The organism is Enterococcus casseliflavus NBRC 100478 (assembly GCF_001544095.1).
GTDB lineage: Bacteria > Bacillota > Bacilli > Lactobacillales > Enterococcaceae > Enterococcus_D > Enterococcus_D casseliflavus.
On record NZ_BCPT01000014.1, the window covers coordinates 17,050 to 32,462 of the forward strand.

Annotated in this window: 14 protein-coding genes; 2 read left to right on the forward strand and 12 right to left on the reverse strand. The window is 44.6% G+C overall.

The window, feature by feature from the left end:
* Positions 1-3 precede the first annotated feature (3 nt).
* The 9 genes from sufC to ECA1_RS12275 all read right to left on the reverse strand — a co-directional run bounded on the left by sufC (position 4) and on the right by ECA1_RS12275 (position 8,825).
* A complete protein-coding gene (gene sufC / locus ECA1_RS12230) occupies positions 4-777 on the reverse strand; it encodes a Fe-S cluster assembly ATPase SufC (RefSeq protein ID WP_005227367.1) in 774 nt (257 codons plus the stop codon).
* Positions 778-1,000: 223 nt separating this feature from the next.
* Positions 1,001-1,543, reverse strand: coding sequence for a GNAT family N-acetyltransferase (locus ECA1_RS12240; protein ID WP_060792607.1), 543 nt, complete (start codon positions 1,541-1,543; stop codon positions 1,001-1,003).
* A 60-nt stretch (positions 1,544-1,603) separates the two neighbouring features.
* The gene (locus ECA1_RS12245; protein ID WP_010748767.1) at positions 1,604-2,260 is read right to left on the reverse strand and encodes a YesL family protein; all 657 of its coding nucleotides are present in this window, start codon (positions 2,258-2,260) and stop codon (positions 1,604-1,606) included.
* Positions 2,261-2,271: 11 nt separating this feature from the next.
* A complete protein-coding gene (locus ECA1_RS12250; RefSeq protein ID WP_060792608.1) occupies positions 2,272-3,144 on the reverse strand; it encodes a carbohydrate ABC transporter permease in 873 nt (290 codons plus the stop codon).
* Between the two features lie 13 nt (positions 3,145-3,157).
* On the reverse strand, positions 3,158-4,060 hold the full coding sequence (locus ECA1_RS12255) for a carbohydrate ABC transporter permease (RefSeq protein WP_060792609.1): 903 nt from the start codon (positions 4,058-4,060) through the stop codon (positions 3,158-3,160).
* Between the two features lie 86 nt (positions 4,061-4,146).
* Positions 4,147-5,418, reverse strand: a complete 1,272-nt coding sequence (locus ECA1_RS12260) for an ABC transporter substrate-binding protein (RefSeq protein ID WP_060792610.1) — start codon at positions 5,416-5,418, stop codon at positions 4,147-4,149.
* A gap of 45 nt (positions 5,419-5,463) precedes the next feature.
* On the reverse strand, positions 5,464-6,615 hold the full coding sequence (locus tag ECA1_RS12265) for a glycoside hydrolase family 88 protein (protein WP_016609652.1): 1,152 nt from the start codon (positions 6,613-6,615) through the stop codon (positions 5,464-5,466).
* The gene (locus ECA1_RS12270; protein ID WP_060792611.1) at positions 6,599-8,440 is read right to left on the reverse strand and encodes a DUF2264 domain-containing protein; all 1,842 of its coding nucleotides are present in this window, start codon (positions 8,438-8,440) and stop codon (positions 6,599-6,601) included. Before ECA1_RS12270 ends, ECA1_RS12265 begins: the two co-directional genes overlap by 17 nt.
* A complete protein-coding gene (locus ECA1_RS12275; protein ID WP_060792612.1) occupies positions 8,403-8,825 on the reverse strand; it encodes a hypothetical protein in 423 nt (140 codons plus the stop codon). Before ECA1_RS12275 ends, ECA1_RS12270 begins: the two co-directional genes overlap by 38 nt.
* Before the next feature lie 177 nt (positions 8,826-9,002).
* Between ECA1_RS12275 and ECA1_RS12280 the strand changes: the two genes are divergently transcribed.
* Positions 9,003-10,046 (forward strand): LacI family DNA-binding transcriptional regulator, encoded by a 1,044-nt coding sequence (locus ECA1_RS12280; RefSeq protein WP_005232137.1) that lies wholly within the window; start codon positions 9,003-9,005, stop codon positions 10,044-10,046.
* A gap of 59 nt (positions 10,047-10,105) precedes the next feature.
* Here the strand turns inward: ECA1_RS12280 and ECA1_RS12285 are convergent, their stop codons facing one another.
* Positions 10,106-11,773: a heparinase II/III family protein gene (locus ECA1_RS12285; RefSeq protein WP_060792613.1), complete on the reverse strand. Its 1,668-nt coding sequence runs from the start codon at positions 11,771-11,773 to the stop codon at positions 10,106-10,108.
* Entirely contained in the window at positions 11,770-12,618 is an 849-nt protein-coding gene (locus tag ECA1_RS12290; RefSeq protein ID WP_060792614.1) for a hypothetical protein, read from the reverse strand. Before ECA1_RS12290 ends, ECA1_RS12285 begins: the two co-directional genes overlap by 4 nt.
* 169 nt (positions 12,619-12,787) lie before the next feature.
* On the opposite strand from ECA1_RS12290, the gene ECA1_RS12295 reads away from it, so the two are divergent.
* Positions 12,788-14,623 carry a DUF2264 domain-containing protein gene (locus ECA1_RS12295; protein ID WP_060792615.1) on the forward strand — a complete coding sequence of 612 codons (1,836 nt, stop codon included), beginning with the start codon at positions 12,788-12,790 and terminating at the stop codon, positions 14,621-14,623.
* Positions 14,624-14,867: 244 nt separating this feature from the next.
* On the opposite strand, the gene ECA1_RS12300 is transcribed toward ECA1_RS12295, so the two are convergent.
* Positions 14,868-15,353 carry a hypothetical protein gene (locus ECA1_RS12300; RefSeq protein WP_060792616.1) on the reverse strand — a complete coding sequence of 162 codons (486 nt, stop codon included), beginning with the start codon at positions 15,351-15,353 and terminating at the stop codon, positions 14,868-14,870.
* Positions 15,354-15,413 lie beyond the last annotated feature (60 nt).

A 15,413-nucleotide genomic window follows, 5' to 3' on the forward strand; every position in this document is an offset into this window, starting at 1 on the left:
TCCTTACGCTTCTTCTTCTTTGTAGTCGATCCCTAACTCTTTACTGATCCCAGCATAGCCTTCTGCTTCTAGGCGTTTGGCTAAATCTGCCGAACCGGTCATCACGACACGGCCTTCCATCATGATATGAACCACGTCTGGTGTGATGTAGTTTAACAGACGTTGGTAATGGGTGATGATCAAAGCGCCAAAGCCTTCGCCGCGCATTTCATTGACGCCTTTTGCTACGACTTTCAAGGCATCAATATCTAGACCAGAGTCGATCTCATCCAAAATCGCAAAGGTTGGCTCTAGCATCAACAATTGTAAGATTTCATTTCGTTTCTTTTCTCCACCAGAGAAGCCTTCATTCAAATAGCGTTCCGCCATTTCTTCTGGCATATTCAATAAATCCATTTTTTCATCTAATTTTTTCAAGAAATCCATGACAGAGATTTTGTCGTCTTCGTCACGTTTGGCATTGATCGCTGCTCGCATAAATTCCGCATTGGTGATGCCTGGAATTTCACTTGGGTATTGCATCGCCAAGAACAGACCTAAACGAGCCCGCTCATCCACTTCCATTTCCAAGACATTTTCGCCGTCGAACAAAATTTCCCCTTCTGTCACTTCATAATTCGGGTTGCCCATGATGGCAGCGGACAAGGTTGATTTCCCTGTACCGTTTGGTCCCATGATGGCATGGATTTCTCCAGTTTTTAACACTAAGTCAACGCCTTTTAAGATCTTTTTATCTTCGATTTGGACGTGTAGATTTTTGATTTCTAAAACTGACATTTCTTTCCCTCCAGTATCTTTTCTTTCTCACTATTTTAGACTAATTGAGAATGAACTTCAAACGCTATTCCCGACTTTTTTAAAATATTTCTAATCTGTACATTGGAATTATTATAAAGTATTACATAGAGATAGTACATGGTTATTGTCTGTAATGCTAGAAATTTTTTAATTTTTTGTAATAAAAAAAGGAATACGACATTGGCTGCCGCATCCCCTACCTTCACTTCTGCTGTGCCCATTCTTCTCGCAAGATGCCATACTTGATGGAATCATAATAGGTGCCTTCCCAGAAACGGACTTTGCGGATCTGGGCTTCTTTGGTCATCCCTAGCTTTTCTCCTAGTTTCATCATGCGGTGATTGCCCGACCACGTGGTATAACCGACACGCTGGATATGAGGCTGTGATTCAAACAACTCATTGATCCACTGGCGAATTGCTTGGCTGCCAATCCCTTGATTCCAAAGGGAAGCATCATAGATGGCTATCCCGAATTCCAACCACTGCTGCAAGTTATTGTCTTCCCAGTAAGCGGTCGCGATCCCCACGATTCTTCCTTGATAGCTGATCGCTTTACGTAACGGGTTGTCGATACAGCTAGCGCCAAACCCCGTTCGAAATTCTTCCCACGTCAACACGGGGTCTTGGAAATACGGTCCGTCCCATTTTTTCCATTCTAAATCTGCCTTAGGCCCATAGCTGATCGACCAAAGTTCAGCAATCATTTCTTCCGTAATCGGTTGAAGTGTGACTGTTTCTGCCATCTTCAAGCCCCCCTTTCTCCTAAAAAAAGTCGTCTCCTTTATTCGTAGACGACTTTCTTTCTATTTTATCTGAAATTTCCGTAAGTTTAAATAAAGGAGTCCGAAAAAAAGGACTGGAAAAAGAGTAAAGCCAAATTGCGGCTTCAAAATCAAGGCGACAAAAACGGCAACAAACAAAAAGGTTGCTAACAAACTAACAGGCCATTTTTTCAAAGTGAAAAAAAGTGCGGTACGCAGGACATCTTTCTTAGCGGCTTTTGGATTACGCACTTGGAAGTACCACGCGTTGATACTAAGAGCTATGGAAAGCATCCCTAACAAAAGAAAGAAAGGAACGAGCCATTTGCCACTTTCAAATTGAACCGCAAACAGAATATCCACGATCGCAATGACACTTCCCAGCCAGCCGATGAGCCAATAGAGAAACCCGCGCACGGCAAAGGTTCGTAAAAAGTAGCAGAAATCTTTTACTGGATCGATGTCTTTGTGTTCTGCAAAGCGATCGATCGCAGCCAGGAGGCTGATCATGCTTGGACCAATCAGCAAGAGTGCCAATGCAAACCAAAGGAGGTTTCTAGGATCGACTGCCAAGAACATTGCCGTGAGGGTGTAGGGTGTATTCACGACCCAAAAACTGATATTCAGGGCAAAGCCAATATATAGCCAGCGGAAGATCCGCATGTAAAGATTGTTTTCAAAGGTAGGTTTGGTAAACATGATTGATCACCTCAATTTTTCATTCCCGAAGTAGCGATTCCTTCTACGAAGTATTTTTGCATTGCTAAAAAGACGATTGCCACTGGCAAAATGGAGACCACAGATGCTGCCATGATCAGGGCGTACTCGGCATCATATAAGCCGACAAACATTTTCAACCCTAACTGAATGGTTTTGTTTTCGGTTGAGGAGAGGTAGATAAATGGTCCCATATAATCGTTCCATGTATTGACGAAGGTGATGATGGTCAGACTCGCTAAAGCGGGCTTCGTCAGTGGTAGAATGATTTTTCGATAGATCCCCCACTCACTCAAGCCGTCGATCCGCGCACTTTCACACAATGAATCAGGAATACTACTATAGTATTGTTTCAACAAAAAGACGCCAAAGGCACTGAAGGCTTGTAAGAGGACCAAAGACCAAAGCGTGTCTGTCAGCCCGAACTGGCGCATCATGATGAACTGAGGAATCATATAGGATTGCCAAGGAATCGCAATCGTACCGATGTATGTCAGAAACAACAGGTCGCGTCCTTTGAAATGCATCTTCGAAAACCCATAAGCCGCAAAGCTAGAGGTAAACAGTTGGATCAAGGTAATGATGACGCTCAAAAATGCTGTGTTCTTAAAAAAAGTCAGCAAAGAAATGCGATCCCAGATCACCGTATAGTTTTCAGGGTGCCAACTTTTTGGAATCCATTGGATCGGTACGCTAAAAACATCGTTATTGGTCTTAAAAGAAGCAGAGATCATCCAGAGAAATGGGATCAGTGTCACTAACGCGAGAAATGTTAATAAAAGAATCAAGGAGACACTGCCGACCGACAGCTTGGCTTTTTGTTTTGGTTTGGCTTGAACATTCTTTTTACTCAGTGTATTTTCCATCTGTACTCCCTCCTTACACCCGTTCTTGTCTTTGGTTCCACTTAAACTGGATCACCGTGATGCCCAAAACGATCACAAACAAGACCATGGCGATCGCAGATGCGTAACCAAAATTAAATTTCACAAACGCTTCGTTGTAAATTTGATACACCAAGACATTGGTGGCTCGACCGGGTCCGCCGGCAGTCATGACTTGGACCAAATCGAAGATCTTGAAACAGTTGATGACCAGCATGATCGAAACAAAGAAGGTCGTTGGTCGCAAGGACGGCAACGTCACGTTGCGAAACTGCTGCCACTTGTTGGCGCCATCGATCGAAGCCGCTTCATACAATTCCTTTGGCACACTTTGTAACCCTGCCAAGTATAAGATCATGTAATACCCCATGCCACGCCAGACGCTGACTATGATGATCGCCGTCAAAGCCCAATCAGAGCTGGAGGTCCAATTAGGAGGATTTTCAATAAAAAATTTCAAAAACTGATTGATTGGTCCCATCGCTGGGTGAAACAACATGTTCCACACGACAGCGATCGCAACTAACGAGGTGACATAAGGAAAGAAGAAGGCCGTACGGAAAAACTTCATTCCACGTACTTTTTTATTCAATAAAATCGCTAAGCCTAAGGAACATACTAACGTCAATGGAACGACGCCAATCGTATAGAGAAAGGTGTTCTTTAACGAGATCCAAAAGGTGTCGTCCCCTAGCATTTTGCTGAAATTTTTCATTCCCACAAATTCAGGCGAACTAAAGGAATCCCATTCCATGAAAGCCAGAATAAATGAAAACACAACGGGCACTAAGGTAAATAAGAAAAAGCCGATAAAGTTTGGTGCAATAAAAGACAGCGCGGTTAGCGTATTTTTGCGTTTCAACTTATTGGCTGCTTTTGATTTTGAGGTTATTTCCATATTTGTCTCCTGCTGCTTGCCAGCAGGCCCCCTTTCATTAATAAAGAGAAGGAACTTTTTTGCCCAAGTCCCTTCTCTCGTTAGGACTATTCGGTTTCAGATTTCACCCTTTTTTCCATATTCGCAATGCCTTCTTTTGGTGTTTCGTCCCCTACAAGAATCAAGTCATGTTCTTCTTGCAAGATTTTGTCGATCGCTGGTCCATTTTCATCGACAGGAAACTCGATCGCGACGGTTTCTGGATTGAAGGCTTTTTTCGATACTTCATCGGCGGGCATGCCTTCACGGGAGAAGTAAAGTTCATCAATGGCGTCAGTCTTATACGAAGGAACGACACCGACTTCTGCTAATACTTTGGCGCCTTCTTCACCAGAACAAAAGTCTAAGAATTTTTGCGCAGCTTCTTGATGTTTTGAATTTTTATTGATGGCAAAAGCAGTCGGAGAACCAAATGTCGTTACTTCCCCTTTTTCATTTTGCGGCATTTCCGCAATACCCCACTCGACATCTGTCTTGCCATCGTCGATATTGGTCATCAACGCTCCCATATACCAAGTTCCCATGTACATCATGGCTGCTTTTTCATTTTCAAATTGTGATTGATACGTAACTTTCGTTGATTTTGCTGTCCCAAAGTCCATTTGCGCTTTTTCGTCTTGCATCCGCAATGCACGATCATAGTACGCTTCCAAGTAGTCGTATTGAGGATCGATCAAGTTGGCGCCATTTTGGGCAGCTGCAATCGCTTGGGTAGAGGATCGCCACGTGTGTTGATACGCACCATAAATTTGTTCGTCTGGTTTTGTTAGCTGCTTGGCAAGCTCCTCATATTCGTCCCAGGTGATGTTTGATGGGTAGTCTAAACCTGCCTCATCGAACATTTTTTTGTTATAATACAAGACCCAAAAATCCGTCCGATACGGTTGTGCATAGGTTTTGCCTTCTACGTCATACATGTCATAGCTTTCTTGCGCTGGGGCAATATCCAATGATCCGATATGGTCGGTGAGATCCACCAATTGGTCCCGCAACGCATAATTAGAGTAAGAAAGTAAATTTTTCATGGTCAAAATATCTGTCGTATCTCCTGAAGAGAGCATCGTCGTCAGTTTGGTATCATAATCATCTGAAGCAATATCGACAGGTTCAACGGTAATGCCCGGATTCGCTTCTTCAAAGGCACGGAATAGTTTTTCGAATTCAGGTGTCGTATCGTAATTCCAAGTGGTTACGGTCAATTTGATGTCGCCATCTTCAGAAGCAGCGGAATCATCTGTCGCTCCGCCTCCACACGCTGCCAAGGCTGCGATCGTCCCAAACATCGTTGCTGCTAATAAACCTTTTTTCAAAAAGTGCATGTTCATTCCTCCATTAAACATTTTTTTAAAGGGTCGCCCCTAAAACTACCAATAGGAATACCAACTTTGTGACACCCGCATCAGCGCTTCCATGTAATAGTAATCGCCCCAGATCATGCATTCATCGACCCCTTTGAGGGAATTCTTGTCATAAACCCCATGCATCAAAAGTCCGTTTGATTCGGGATGGTCGATCGTTGTATAGTTTTGGGCTAACGACGCCAAGATCGCCAAGGCGTTTTCCTGATAGGCGGCTTGGTTTGGCTGCGTGATCGGTAAATGTTTCGCCAGTTCTAGCAAGCCACAGACTGCGATGGCGGCGGCCGAACTATCCCTTTCTTCCTGACTACCATCGTTAAACACTAAATCCCAATAACTGACCTTGTCCGCCGGTAATTCAGCAATAAAGTAATCCGCAAGGTCTTGAGCAGTCTTCAAGAAACTGGTATCACCGGTGTAAAGGTAACTCAGCGTAAATCCGTAGATTCCCCACGCTTGCCCTCTCGCCCAGCAGGAATCATCGGCATAGCCTTGTTGGGTATTGCCGCCGATCGCCGCTCCAGTTTCAACGTCGAAGTAATAGGTGTGGTACGTCGTGGCGTTGTCTCGCACGATGTATTTCTGGGTCTGCTTGGCATGAGCATAGGCTGCTTGTTTGTAGGATTCATCCCCCGTCATTTGGGAAGCAAAATACAATAGCGGCAAATTCATCAAGCAATCAATAATGATGCGCCCCCGTTGTTGCGGATCATCGAGATTGCCCCACGCTTGAATGATCTGGGCTTTGGGTGAGTAACGGGCCATCAATAGATCGGCGGCGGCAATCGCGAGTTTTTTCGAAGATTCCCGTCCGTTCACTCGATAGTCGGCAATCGCAGTCAAACTATACAAAAACCCGATATCATGGGTTTCTAGTCCAATTCTTTGGTCCAATCGTTCTTGGAAAGAGTGCAGTTGTTTTTCGATGGTTTCATCAAATTCTGTTGATCCCGTCAGTTCTTTACTCAAAAACAACATGCCAGTCCAAAAACTCGCCGTCCAATCATGGTTGGCTTCTGGTCGATAGACAAGCTGTTCACTTGCTGCCGGTGGGACCAACGTGTCAAAGGTCTTAGTATTCTTTCTTACTTGATTAACGGTGAAGTCGATTTGCTCGGCTACCCATTGTGATAGCTGTACGTCATAGCTGGTTTCCATTTTTTCCTCCTATTCGCTCAACCTGGATCATATGTCCGGATTGATTGATCGTAATGTTGTTTGTTGTCACTTCGACGGTCACTGCTTGTTCTTGTTCTTGTGGAAGCAAGCCGGTGACGAGGGAAACGAACAGGTGCTTTCCCGCTTGTCGTTGAGCAGTTAGATACGGCAGCCACGTTGCAGGATACAAGAGGTTCGTATTTGGCTCCGTTCGTAGGACATCGCTCGTTTCATAGCCAGCGATCGCCTCGATTTTCGAATAGCCGATCGATGTTCGTACCGCAGCGCTGCGTGCGTTTTTTTCAGTGATGGCAGTAGGCTCTTTCGGTGATGAAAACCCACCTTCATAGAAAGAAAGGGCGCGCTGAGAATTGATCTCATGAATGCGAAGGTGACTGCCTATCAGTGGAATGATTGTTGTTTTTATCTGGACGTCTTCCCATGGATTCCATTCATGAATGATCCGATCAGGTAAAAGCTGATACTGGCGATCCAATCCTTTAGTGCGAAAGTAATGGTCATCTTCTGATAAAGCCAACGTATTGTCATAATTTCCTTCATAAAACCAATAATTGCTTTTGGGCACGCTATTGCCAAACGTCGTTGAGTAGACAAATTTGCTATATTTGCTGCTGGCATGGCTTTGATAGTTGATACATTGCCCTGCAGGAAACATCAAGGCATGCGTCAAGTCTTGATTGTGTTGATAAAAATTCTTACTGATTGGATGAGCCAGTGTTCTTTCAGTGATCGCTAATGGCGTCGGGGTGACTTGCCAATAGGGATGCTCCTTTGGTACCGCTAACAAAAGAAAGGTTTTTAACGCCCAATAAGGTGAACCTGGTGCATTGTAGCCTTCGGCAAAGATCAGATTCTGGTACGAATAGCCGACCGTCAGTATCCCTTCGGAAGTAAAAATGACTTGCTGCATCCACTGCTGCAGGTGACGACTGATCAACCCTTTGATCTCTCCCCATGGCAATGCTTCAACATCCGCAAAAACCAATGCGCTGAAGAAAGAAACTTGCGCAAAGCGATACGTCAAACTTCGACCAAAAGGAACGGCAGCTCCACCTGCTGCAAACCAATGTTTGAAGGTTTGAGCAAAATCGGTGGCTCGTTGTTTGAACTTCCTTCCCCTTTCAAGATCCTCAGGGACAAATCGACAGTACAGAAGACTATAGTAGTGGATCGCAAAAGATACATAGTAATCGATTTGAGTGGCTACTCCATCACAGTACCATCCTTCCCCTAAATAAAAGGTCTCGATCAATGCCAAGTCAGCATCGATCTTTTCTTGGGAAAAGCTGCGGCCACAACGCTTCATGGCTACATTGACGAGAACCCGAAAGAAATGCCAATTGTTTGCAGGAATTTCTCGTTGATTGACTTGGATCAGCCACGCATGGAGATCATCTTTTTGGCGTTGGGATAAAACATCCCACGTTTTTTCCTTGTTTAATAATAAAAAGGTACTTAGCGAAGCCATTTCCACGATTCGTTGGTCGAAGTCTTCCACAACACCCCAATAATCGGGACTCTCTGGATCTGTACCAGCAATAATTCCTGAGAGATAGGTTTCCATGAATGAATCTTCTTGCTGGGTTAGATAAGGCGCGAGTCCCCAAAGCGGTCGCAAGAACGCTTCAAGTTCCTGTACCTCTTTCTCATAGACAGTCCCATGGCTGCCTAAAGCCAAATGACCGGGACGACTGCTTGCAAAAGCGGGTTTGAGTTGATCCATGATCGTTTTGAAGCCGGCTGCTACATCTTCATAACTTTCAAATTTATTCTTTTTCAATTGCTGCAGCTTCTGTGATTGCATCCGCATCCTTCCTTTCAATCAATGTCGCTTTAATAAAACCATAATATTCTCCGTAGACCGTCACCACATCTTGCAGTTTCAGTTGTTGACTTTGTTCATTGAATACTTGGTACTGTCCAGCCGCTGTTTCTAGAATAAATCGATCCCCTTTCTCAATGTCTGCTGTTTTCGCATCACTCTTTACGATGGTGCCAGATAGCTTCACGAATTCATGCAACGGGACGACACCTTGCGAAAAATCTTCGTCAGAATAACAAAGCGCTCGTTCTTTTAATTGCTTTTCGCTGCTTTGGGAAAATGCTTGCGTCTGCGTTGCTTCATTTGGAGAACAAGCAGTCAACCCTATAAGTAGACCCAGGATAAATAACGAATTAATCCACTTCATTCATGCCACCCTCATTTTTAAAACGCTTTCTTCATTTCAAATCATACTTTTTTTTAGGAAAATAATCAATATTTTTTCCTAAAAAAAGTAAAATTTTTACTTAAGGGCAATTTCTCTCTTGGTTTTTTTACTAAAAAGAAATATACTGAAGAGGAGAAGCATTGGAGGAGGGATTCTATGGCTACGATTACCGACATAGCGACCATAGCTGAGGTATCAATATCAACCGTATCACGGGTTCTGAACTACGATCCTAGTCTTTCAGTGACCGAAGAAACCAAACGAAAGATTTTCGAGGCAGCTGAAAAACTAAATTATACGAAATACAAAAACAAGCAAAAGCAGCGTGAACTACCAGTGGATGTACCAAAAAAACACAACAAATCGATTGGGATCGTTCAGTGGCGGATGGATGATGAAGAATTGGAAGACATTTACTATATGTCGATTCGTTTGGGTGTGGAAAAACGAGCCGCCGAACTGGGTTGCGATCTGTTAAAAATCTCCAACCTTGATGAGTCAGTGATCCAGTCCGTCGACGGCTTACTGGCGATCGGCAAGTTTACAGAAGAGCGGGTCAAAAAACTCCATGAGCTACACCCCAACCTCTGTGTGATTGGCAGTAACTTTCCCCTGGATGACTACGATTCTGTCAATACCGATTTTACGCAAGCAACGGAGTTGGCTCTTTCTCACTTGATGGGACTTGGTCATCAAAAAATCGCCTTTATCGGCGCCGAGGAAAGTCAAAATATGTATGGGTATCGGCGGTACAAAACGCCAACGGTCAACACCTATGTCGATATGATGCAGCATTATCAGCTGTTTGATGAGGATTATTTTATCGTGAAAGAAAATAGTCGGTTGGATGTCCAAACGGGGGAAGAATTAACGGAGCAGGCTTTGGCTTTGTGGCAAGACCGCTTGCCGACTGCGATTTTGGCAGCCAATGATGCCTTTGCGATCGGGGTCATCCATACGTTAACGGCTCATGGAATCAAGATTCCTGAAGACATCAGTGTTATGGGCATCAACGATATTTCGGTGTCCCGCTATGTCTCCCCACCCCTTTCTTCGGTCCAAGCATTTACTGAAGAGATGGGTGAAACGGGGTTAGAGCTACTCTATAACCGCATCGAAAATCCTGGGATCGCCAGACGTATCTTTTTAAGTACCCAGCTGGTGATTCGTCAATCTACCGCAAAACCAAAAGAAGGCTGAGAAGCTGCGGTGTCTTCTTGCATTGATCAACGTCATTGCAAGGAAGCACCGCATCCTTCTCAGCCTTTTTTTATTTTGATGGTCGTTTTGATTTCCCCTGTCTGCTCAAGCGCGTATTCGGCTTGAATCAAATACGCTTGTGCCTGTACACCATGGTGATCTTGATAAGTGACTGGCTGTACTTGGATCTTATCACTGGTAAAACCAAGAACACAGCGTGCTTTTTTTGTCATTAGTTGAACGGTCTTATCTTGCACCATTGGTGGTATGTTCGTAATAAAGTTTTCCACCACCAGATTCTTTGGTTGGTGCTCGTCAAAGACAAAATGGTCTTCGATCGTTACTTGTTGCTGCGAGACCACGAAGCGCCGCTGGTATTCAGTGACCGCTGCTTTCGGATAGAACGCACTGAGGTCTAAGTCAAATTGCTGGTCATTAACCTGTAGCACCGTTGCTTCCTCGGCTGTTGGGCGTTGGGTGTGCTGGTTGATGATCGGCAGCGAATGACTGATTGCGGCTGCGGGAAAGTAGTGATAACGCGTGTTCTCGTCAAAATACTCTTTGGTGTATTCCCCTGCACCAAGGTCCGTCAGAAACAACTCCTCTGTCGTTCCTAATACAAAATGACCGACATCGAGATGATTGTGGCTTTCTTGATTGCTCCCCCCTTTGGCAGCAAAAAAGAGATCCTGCTGCACATCTTTTGCCATGAACCACTGCGCTTGTTCAAAATAGTGATGAAACGAGGCATTCGTTTCTCGTGTGATCGCCTCGTTATGCCAATACAAATTTCGATAGCTATGGGCAAACCGGTAGCAAGGATCAAAATCTAACGGACTGACCCCCGATAATTGGGGAACCGCCACGCCTAAATGCTCGTAGCAATAACTGACCAAGCCACTAGGCAGTTCGATCGCCGAATAATCAGAAAAAGGAATGTAATGGCCTGGAGAAATCATCGTGTAGTAAGGAAAAGCAGCAATTTTTCTGGTTTTAGGCTGCTTAAGGTAGGTATCTTCTTGCAATACTTCTGCCAACAATTGTGCATAATACAAAAAATAACCAAACCCATACGCCCAGTATCCGACACCTTCCACACAAGCCCCATCTTCGCCAAAGCTGTTGAGGTAGCTTTGCATTGCAGTATCCAATCGTTTGATCATCCGCAATTGTCGCTCGCTTTTTTTCGGCAATACATAGAGCGCCGTCATTCCAAGACAGCCACCAATAACTGCGGACCAATTGTTCTCTTTTGTCTCCCACTCCCAGGTTTGCTCCTCGAAGGGTAAAAAAAGCCGTTGATCGATCTCATACAACACTCGCTCTGTGATGACTGGTGAAAGGTCTCCCCCAACCAACATAAACAACTCTGCTAAGGATTGCCCAGTTTCAGCTGTAAAAAGATCGACTGTGTGGCGCGCTTGCGAAGAAAACTGGCCATCGACAATCGGCAGATGCGCTGGCAGACACCATGTATATTCATTGCAGATTTCCCAAATCACTTGCTCCAGCAGCACTTTGATAGCTGCCTTACGCTCCATTTCATAAGCAAGTCCTAAAACCACCAACATCCGTCGGCGGGCAAAATAATGGGATTCGAAGACAACACGATTCCCCGATTCGAGATACTCTTGATAGCCTTGATAAGGCAAATAGGGAACCTCACCAGTGTCAAGGTACGCCTGTGCTGCCTGTAAAATTTCTTCTTTTACATCTGCTGGATTCACGCGTTTTCCTCCTGGATAGAGCGTCCGAAGACTTCGATTTGGGTCAACGCTGGAAATGGTGAGGGATCGTCATTTTGGATCAGCTCATGCAATTTCACCCAAGTGACCGTTCGCGGCTGGAAAGAAAACCGTTGAGGCTGGCTGCTTTTGACCGTCTGCAAGATTTCTTGACTGCCATCGGAAAACGCCAACGTGACTTGTTGCCAATAGCTATCATGGGGAAAATCCGCCCGTAACGTAAGCGCACATTGGTCGATGCGGACCTCATGACCAAAGTCGATCGTCAAAGCGGCATCTGCTTGTTGATTGATCCCCCATGAGCCATAGGGATAATTGCCATGAGACGTATTGGCAAAAATGCCATCAATAGCGTTACAAGCGAAAAACGTCGCATCATCTCTTGTTTCAACATTGGCATGGGCATGCGGATAGGCACCCAAGAATTCTTTTTGATCATGAGGGTTTAAGGCGACATTGCGGTAAGCCGCTAGTTCTTCTTTTGTTGCTACCCGCACACTCAAATAATGGCTTTTCCCAGCAAAACGGCCTTCTGGCGCGGCTTCTTTGGCATTTTCACTAAGATGTACGGGGTAGATCCACTCGTTGCCTTTGATGTACACCAAAGTAGTCGCCAGCGTTTCATCGAGTGTGACCCACACAAATTGTCCACTGCGTGAGAGTGAGACAACGATTTTATCTCCGTCCTCGTAACCATACTCTTGGGATGCCAACGTGACAAAGTCTTCCGCCGTCGCTTGAAGAAGGGTAGGTTCACTTTCAGGTGTTCGTTTGCCTTTTTTTACTTGATGCTTTTGGTCATAAATCGTTAAGGAAATCTGGGTCATTGCATGTAGCTCCTCTCGTATTTTCTCCATTATAGCGATGTCGACAAAAAAATGTAACTGTTTCCAGCGATTTTTTACTATTTTTTTACTTAAAATCGAAAAATGTAACTGTTTCCATTTCTTTATTTTACTAAATAAAGTAAAATAACAAATAAAAGGAGCTGTTTACATGAGAAACTTCCAAGAAGCATTAAGTAAGAACCCTCTTCGAACCAAAACTGATCTAGAAGAGGCTCTTGTTGATCTGGTCACTCCCGTATACGAATGTATGGCACAACAAGGAACTCCCGGGAGGGTCCACCTAGGAAATTCAGGAGCGGTGTACACTCAGGAAAAGAGTGACATCGAAGGCTTTTTACGGACACTCTGGGGATTGGGCCCATTGTTCAGCCAAGAAGAAGCGTGCCTTCGTTACCCAAAACTTTTTCAACAAGCCAATGCCGGGATCGTTGCAGGCACCACCCCGACCTCTCAGGAGTACTGGGGAAAACTGCATGACTACGACCAATTGTTTGTGGAAATGGGTGCCCTTGCTAGCTATTTGATTTTTACCAAACCCGTCTTTTGGGATCTCCTCACACCAAGAGAGCAAACAAATCTCTTTGATTGGCTCAATCAGATCAATCAGCACACCATCCCTAAAACCAATTGGCTCTTCTTTCGGATTTTAGTTAATACCTTCTTTGAAATGGCAGCATTGCCTTTTTTAGAAACGACCCTTTTGGCTGATCAAGAAGAGATCGAGAGGTATTACTTAGCAGACGGCTGGTATTTTGATGGCTATGAAAACCAAATCGACTATTATATTCCTTTTGGGATGCAATACTACGGACTCCTTTACAGTGTTCTTACTTGTCGTTCCCAATGCCCTTATCAGTTTAGCTATCGTCAAAGAGCCGCTACGTTTGCGCAATCCTTTAAGCAGTGGTTCACGAAAACCGGTGCGGCATTGCCTTTTGGTCGTAGTTTAACGTATCGGTTTGCGCAATCAAGTTTCTTTGCTGTCGGTGCTTTCGCCGATATAGAATATGAAGGCTTCACAAAAAATGAAGGAAAATATTTACTGTTACAAAACATGCGTTACTGGTTTCGCCAACCAATCTTTACGCAAGAAGGCTTTTTAAGTATTGGCTATGCTTACCCCAACCTAAATATGGCTGAAGGCTATAACGCACCAGGATCGCCTTATTGGGCTTTCAAAAATTTCTGTGTATTGGCCATCCCAGCGGATGCTGAATTTTGGACGCTTGAGGAGCAGGTGCCAACCTTTGCCACACCGGTGCGCAATCCGCATAGTCGGATGCTTTTGGTGCATAACCAAGAAGGCACAGAATTGCAAGCTTTCACTGCGGGGCAACATTCCCACGAACATGCTCACGGCAATGCCAAATACGAAAAGTTTGTCTATTCGACAACGTTTGGGTTTAGCGTACCGAAAGCAACCGTTTTATTGAAACAAGGTGCCTATGATAATACATTGGCGATCTCAGAGGGGCAGACGGATTTTAAAACAGCTTTTGGTTACGAAGCCTTTGCGATTGAAGATGACTACGTCTATAGTCGCTGGCGCCCCTACGAGCAGGTCGTCATCGAAACCTTTGTGATTCCGATGTATCCTTGGCATCTGCGTTACCATCGGATTCAAACGGATCGAAGGTTGCAACTGGTCAATGGCAGCTTTGCAGCACCAGCTGATGGTGCTGCGCTTTCTAGCAAAGAAGGCATCTTTTATCAAAGCTCGGTTGGCTGTGTCGGTATCAAAAGCTTCCCGACGCATCAAGAAGGTACCCTCTTGATGCCAGAACCCAACACGAATCTACTTTATAGTCGAACAGTCATCCCTCAAATAAGCAAAACCGTTCTCGCCGGACAACAGGAATGGCTCGTTGCGTGTTTAGGCAATGCCTTTTCTGATCAGATTCCACCCTTTGATTTCACTATCACAGCGGACAAAGTAGCAATGAGCCAAGGAGATCAGAGAAAAACCATTCAGCTTAGCTACTAGCAAAAAATTACTGGCAAATGCTAGTAGAAAAGCTACCGAAAACACCTTTCTGATTTACGGGATTGAAGAATGTCCCCCCAGAAGTTCGATTTCAGTCTAAGGTTTCAGCGTCGGTACCTTCTGATCCCTCCGTTTCTATTGGCAAAAAGCAAAAAAATACTTGTACCACAAAACGGTGCTTCACGTATTGTGAAGTGCCGTTTTTTTGGTACAAGTGATCCATGTTTTGATCGACGATTAGTGCTTATTTCCCAAAAAGCTTTTGGAGAAACCCTTTTTTCTCAGGGACTTCCTTTGTTTCAGTCACCTGAAGCGGTCCAGTTTCCTTCACGACTTGCTGAAAGCCACGATTGTCTTGCAGCAACAGACCGTTTAGTTCCAGGATCCCAGACAGACTGCCAATCATCCGCCGCACTTCTCCCGCACTTTTGCCGAAAAAGCGCTGGTCGTCATTTGCTTCGGCTTCTTCCAAAATAACCAGCAGCTGCTGGATGCTTTGATTTTGTTCACCTAAGACGTACGACAACTGGTCAACTTCCGCTGCTGTAGTTGCCGCTGACGGTACTAAATCCGTTACGAGCTTTAAGCTATCTAAATAATCCTTTAAGTCAAAAATGAACGTTTGTGCCGCTTCATTATTCATTAATTGGCTTTGACTCAACTTTCTTTGTAGCGCTTCCAATTCGCTTGAACGTTTAGAAAGTTCGCTTACGATCGTTTCTGTATCCATACGCCACCTCCTAATGACATTGTCCCGTTTTCTCTTTCATCCGTCAAGAATTCGTCGGAC

Bases quoted from the DNA above. Each gene is read 5' to 3' on its own strand.
- ECA1_RS12250 (WP_060792608.1), bottom strand. From the start codon at position 3,144: ATGGAAAATACACTGAGTAAAAAGAATGTTCAAGCCAAACCAAAACAA.
- ECA1_RS12280 (WP_005232137.1), top strand. From the start codon at position 9,003: ATGGCTACGATTACCGACATAGCGACCATAGCTGAGGTATCAATATCA.
- ECA1_RS12290 (WP_060792614.1), bottom strand. From the start codon at position 12,618: ATGACCCAGATTTCCTTAACGATTTATGACCAAAAGCATCAAGTAAAA.
- ECA1_RS12265 (WP_016609652.1), bottom strand. From the start codon at position 6,615: ATGGAAACCAGCTATGACGTACAGCTATCACAATGGGTAGCCGAGCAA.
- sufC (WP_005227367.1), bottom strand. From the start codon at position 777: ATGTCAGTTTTAGAAATCAAAAATCTACACGTCCAAATCGAAGATAAA.
- ECA1_RS12240 (WP_060792607.1), bottom strand. From the start codon at position 1,543: ATGGCAGAAACAGTCACACTTCAACCGATTACGGAAGAAATGATTGCT.
- ECA1_RS12270 (WP_060792611.1), bottom strand. From the start codon at position 8,440: ATGCAATCACAGAAGCTGCAGCAATTGAAAAAGAATAAATTTGAAAGT.
- ECA1_RS12245 (WP_010748767.1), bottom strand. From the start codon at position 2,260: ATGTTTACCAAACCTACCTTTGAAAACAATCTTTACATGCGGATCTTC.
- ECA1_RS12295 (WP_060792615.1), top strand. From the start codon at position 12,788: ATGAGAAACTTCCAAGAAGCATTAAGTAAGAACCCTCTTCGAACCAAA.
- ECA1_RS12255 (WP_060792609.1), bottom strand. From the start codon at position 4,060: ATGGAAATAACCTCAAAATCAAAAGCAGCCAATAAGTTGAAACGCAAA.
- ECA1_RS12300 (WP_060792616.1), bottom strand. From the start codon at position 15,353: ATGGATACAGAAACGATCGTAAGCGAACTTTCTAAACGTTCAAGCGAA.
- ECA1_RS12275 (WP_060792612.1), bottom strand. From the start codon at position 8,825: ATGAAGTGGATTAATTCGTTATTTATCCTGGGTCTACTTATAGGGTTG.
- ECA1_RS12260 (WP_060792610.1), bottom strand. From the start codon at position 5,418: ATGCACTTTTTGAAAAAAGGTTTATTAGCAGCAACGATGTTTGGGACG.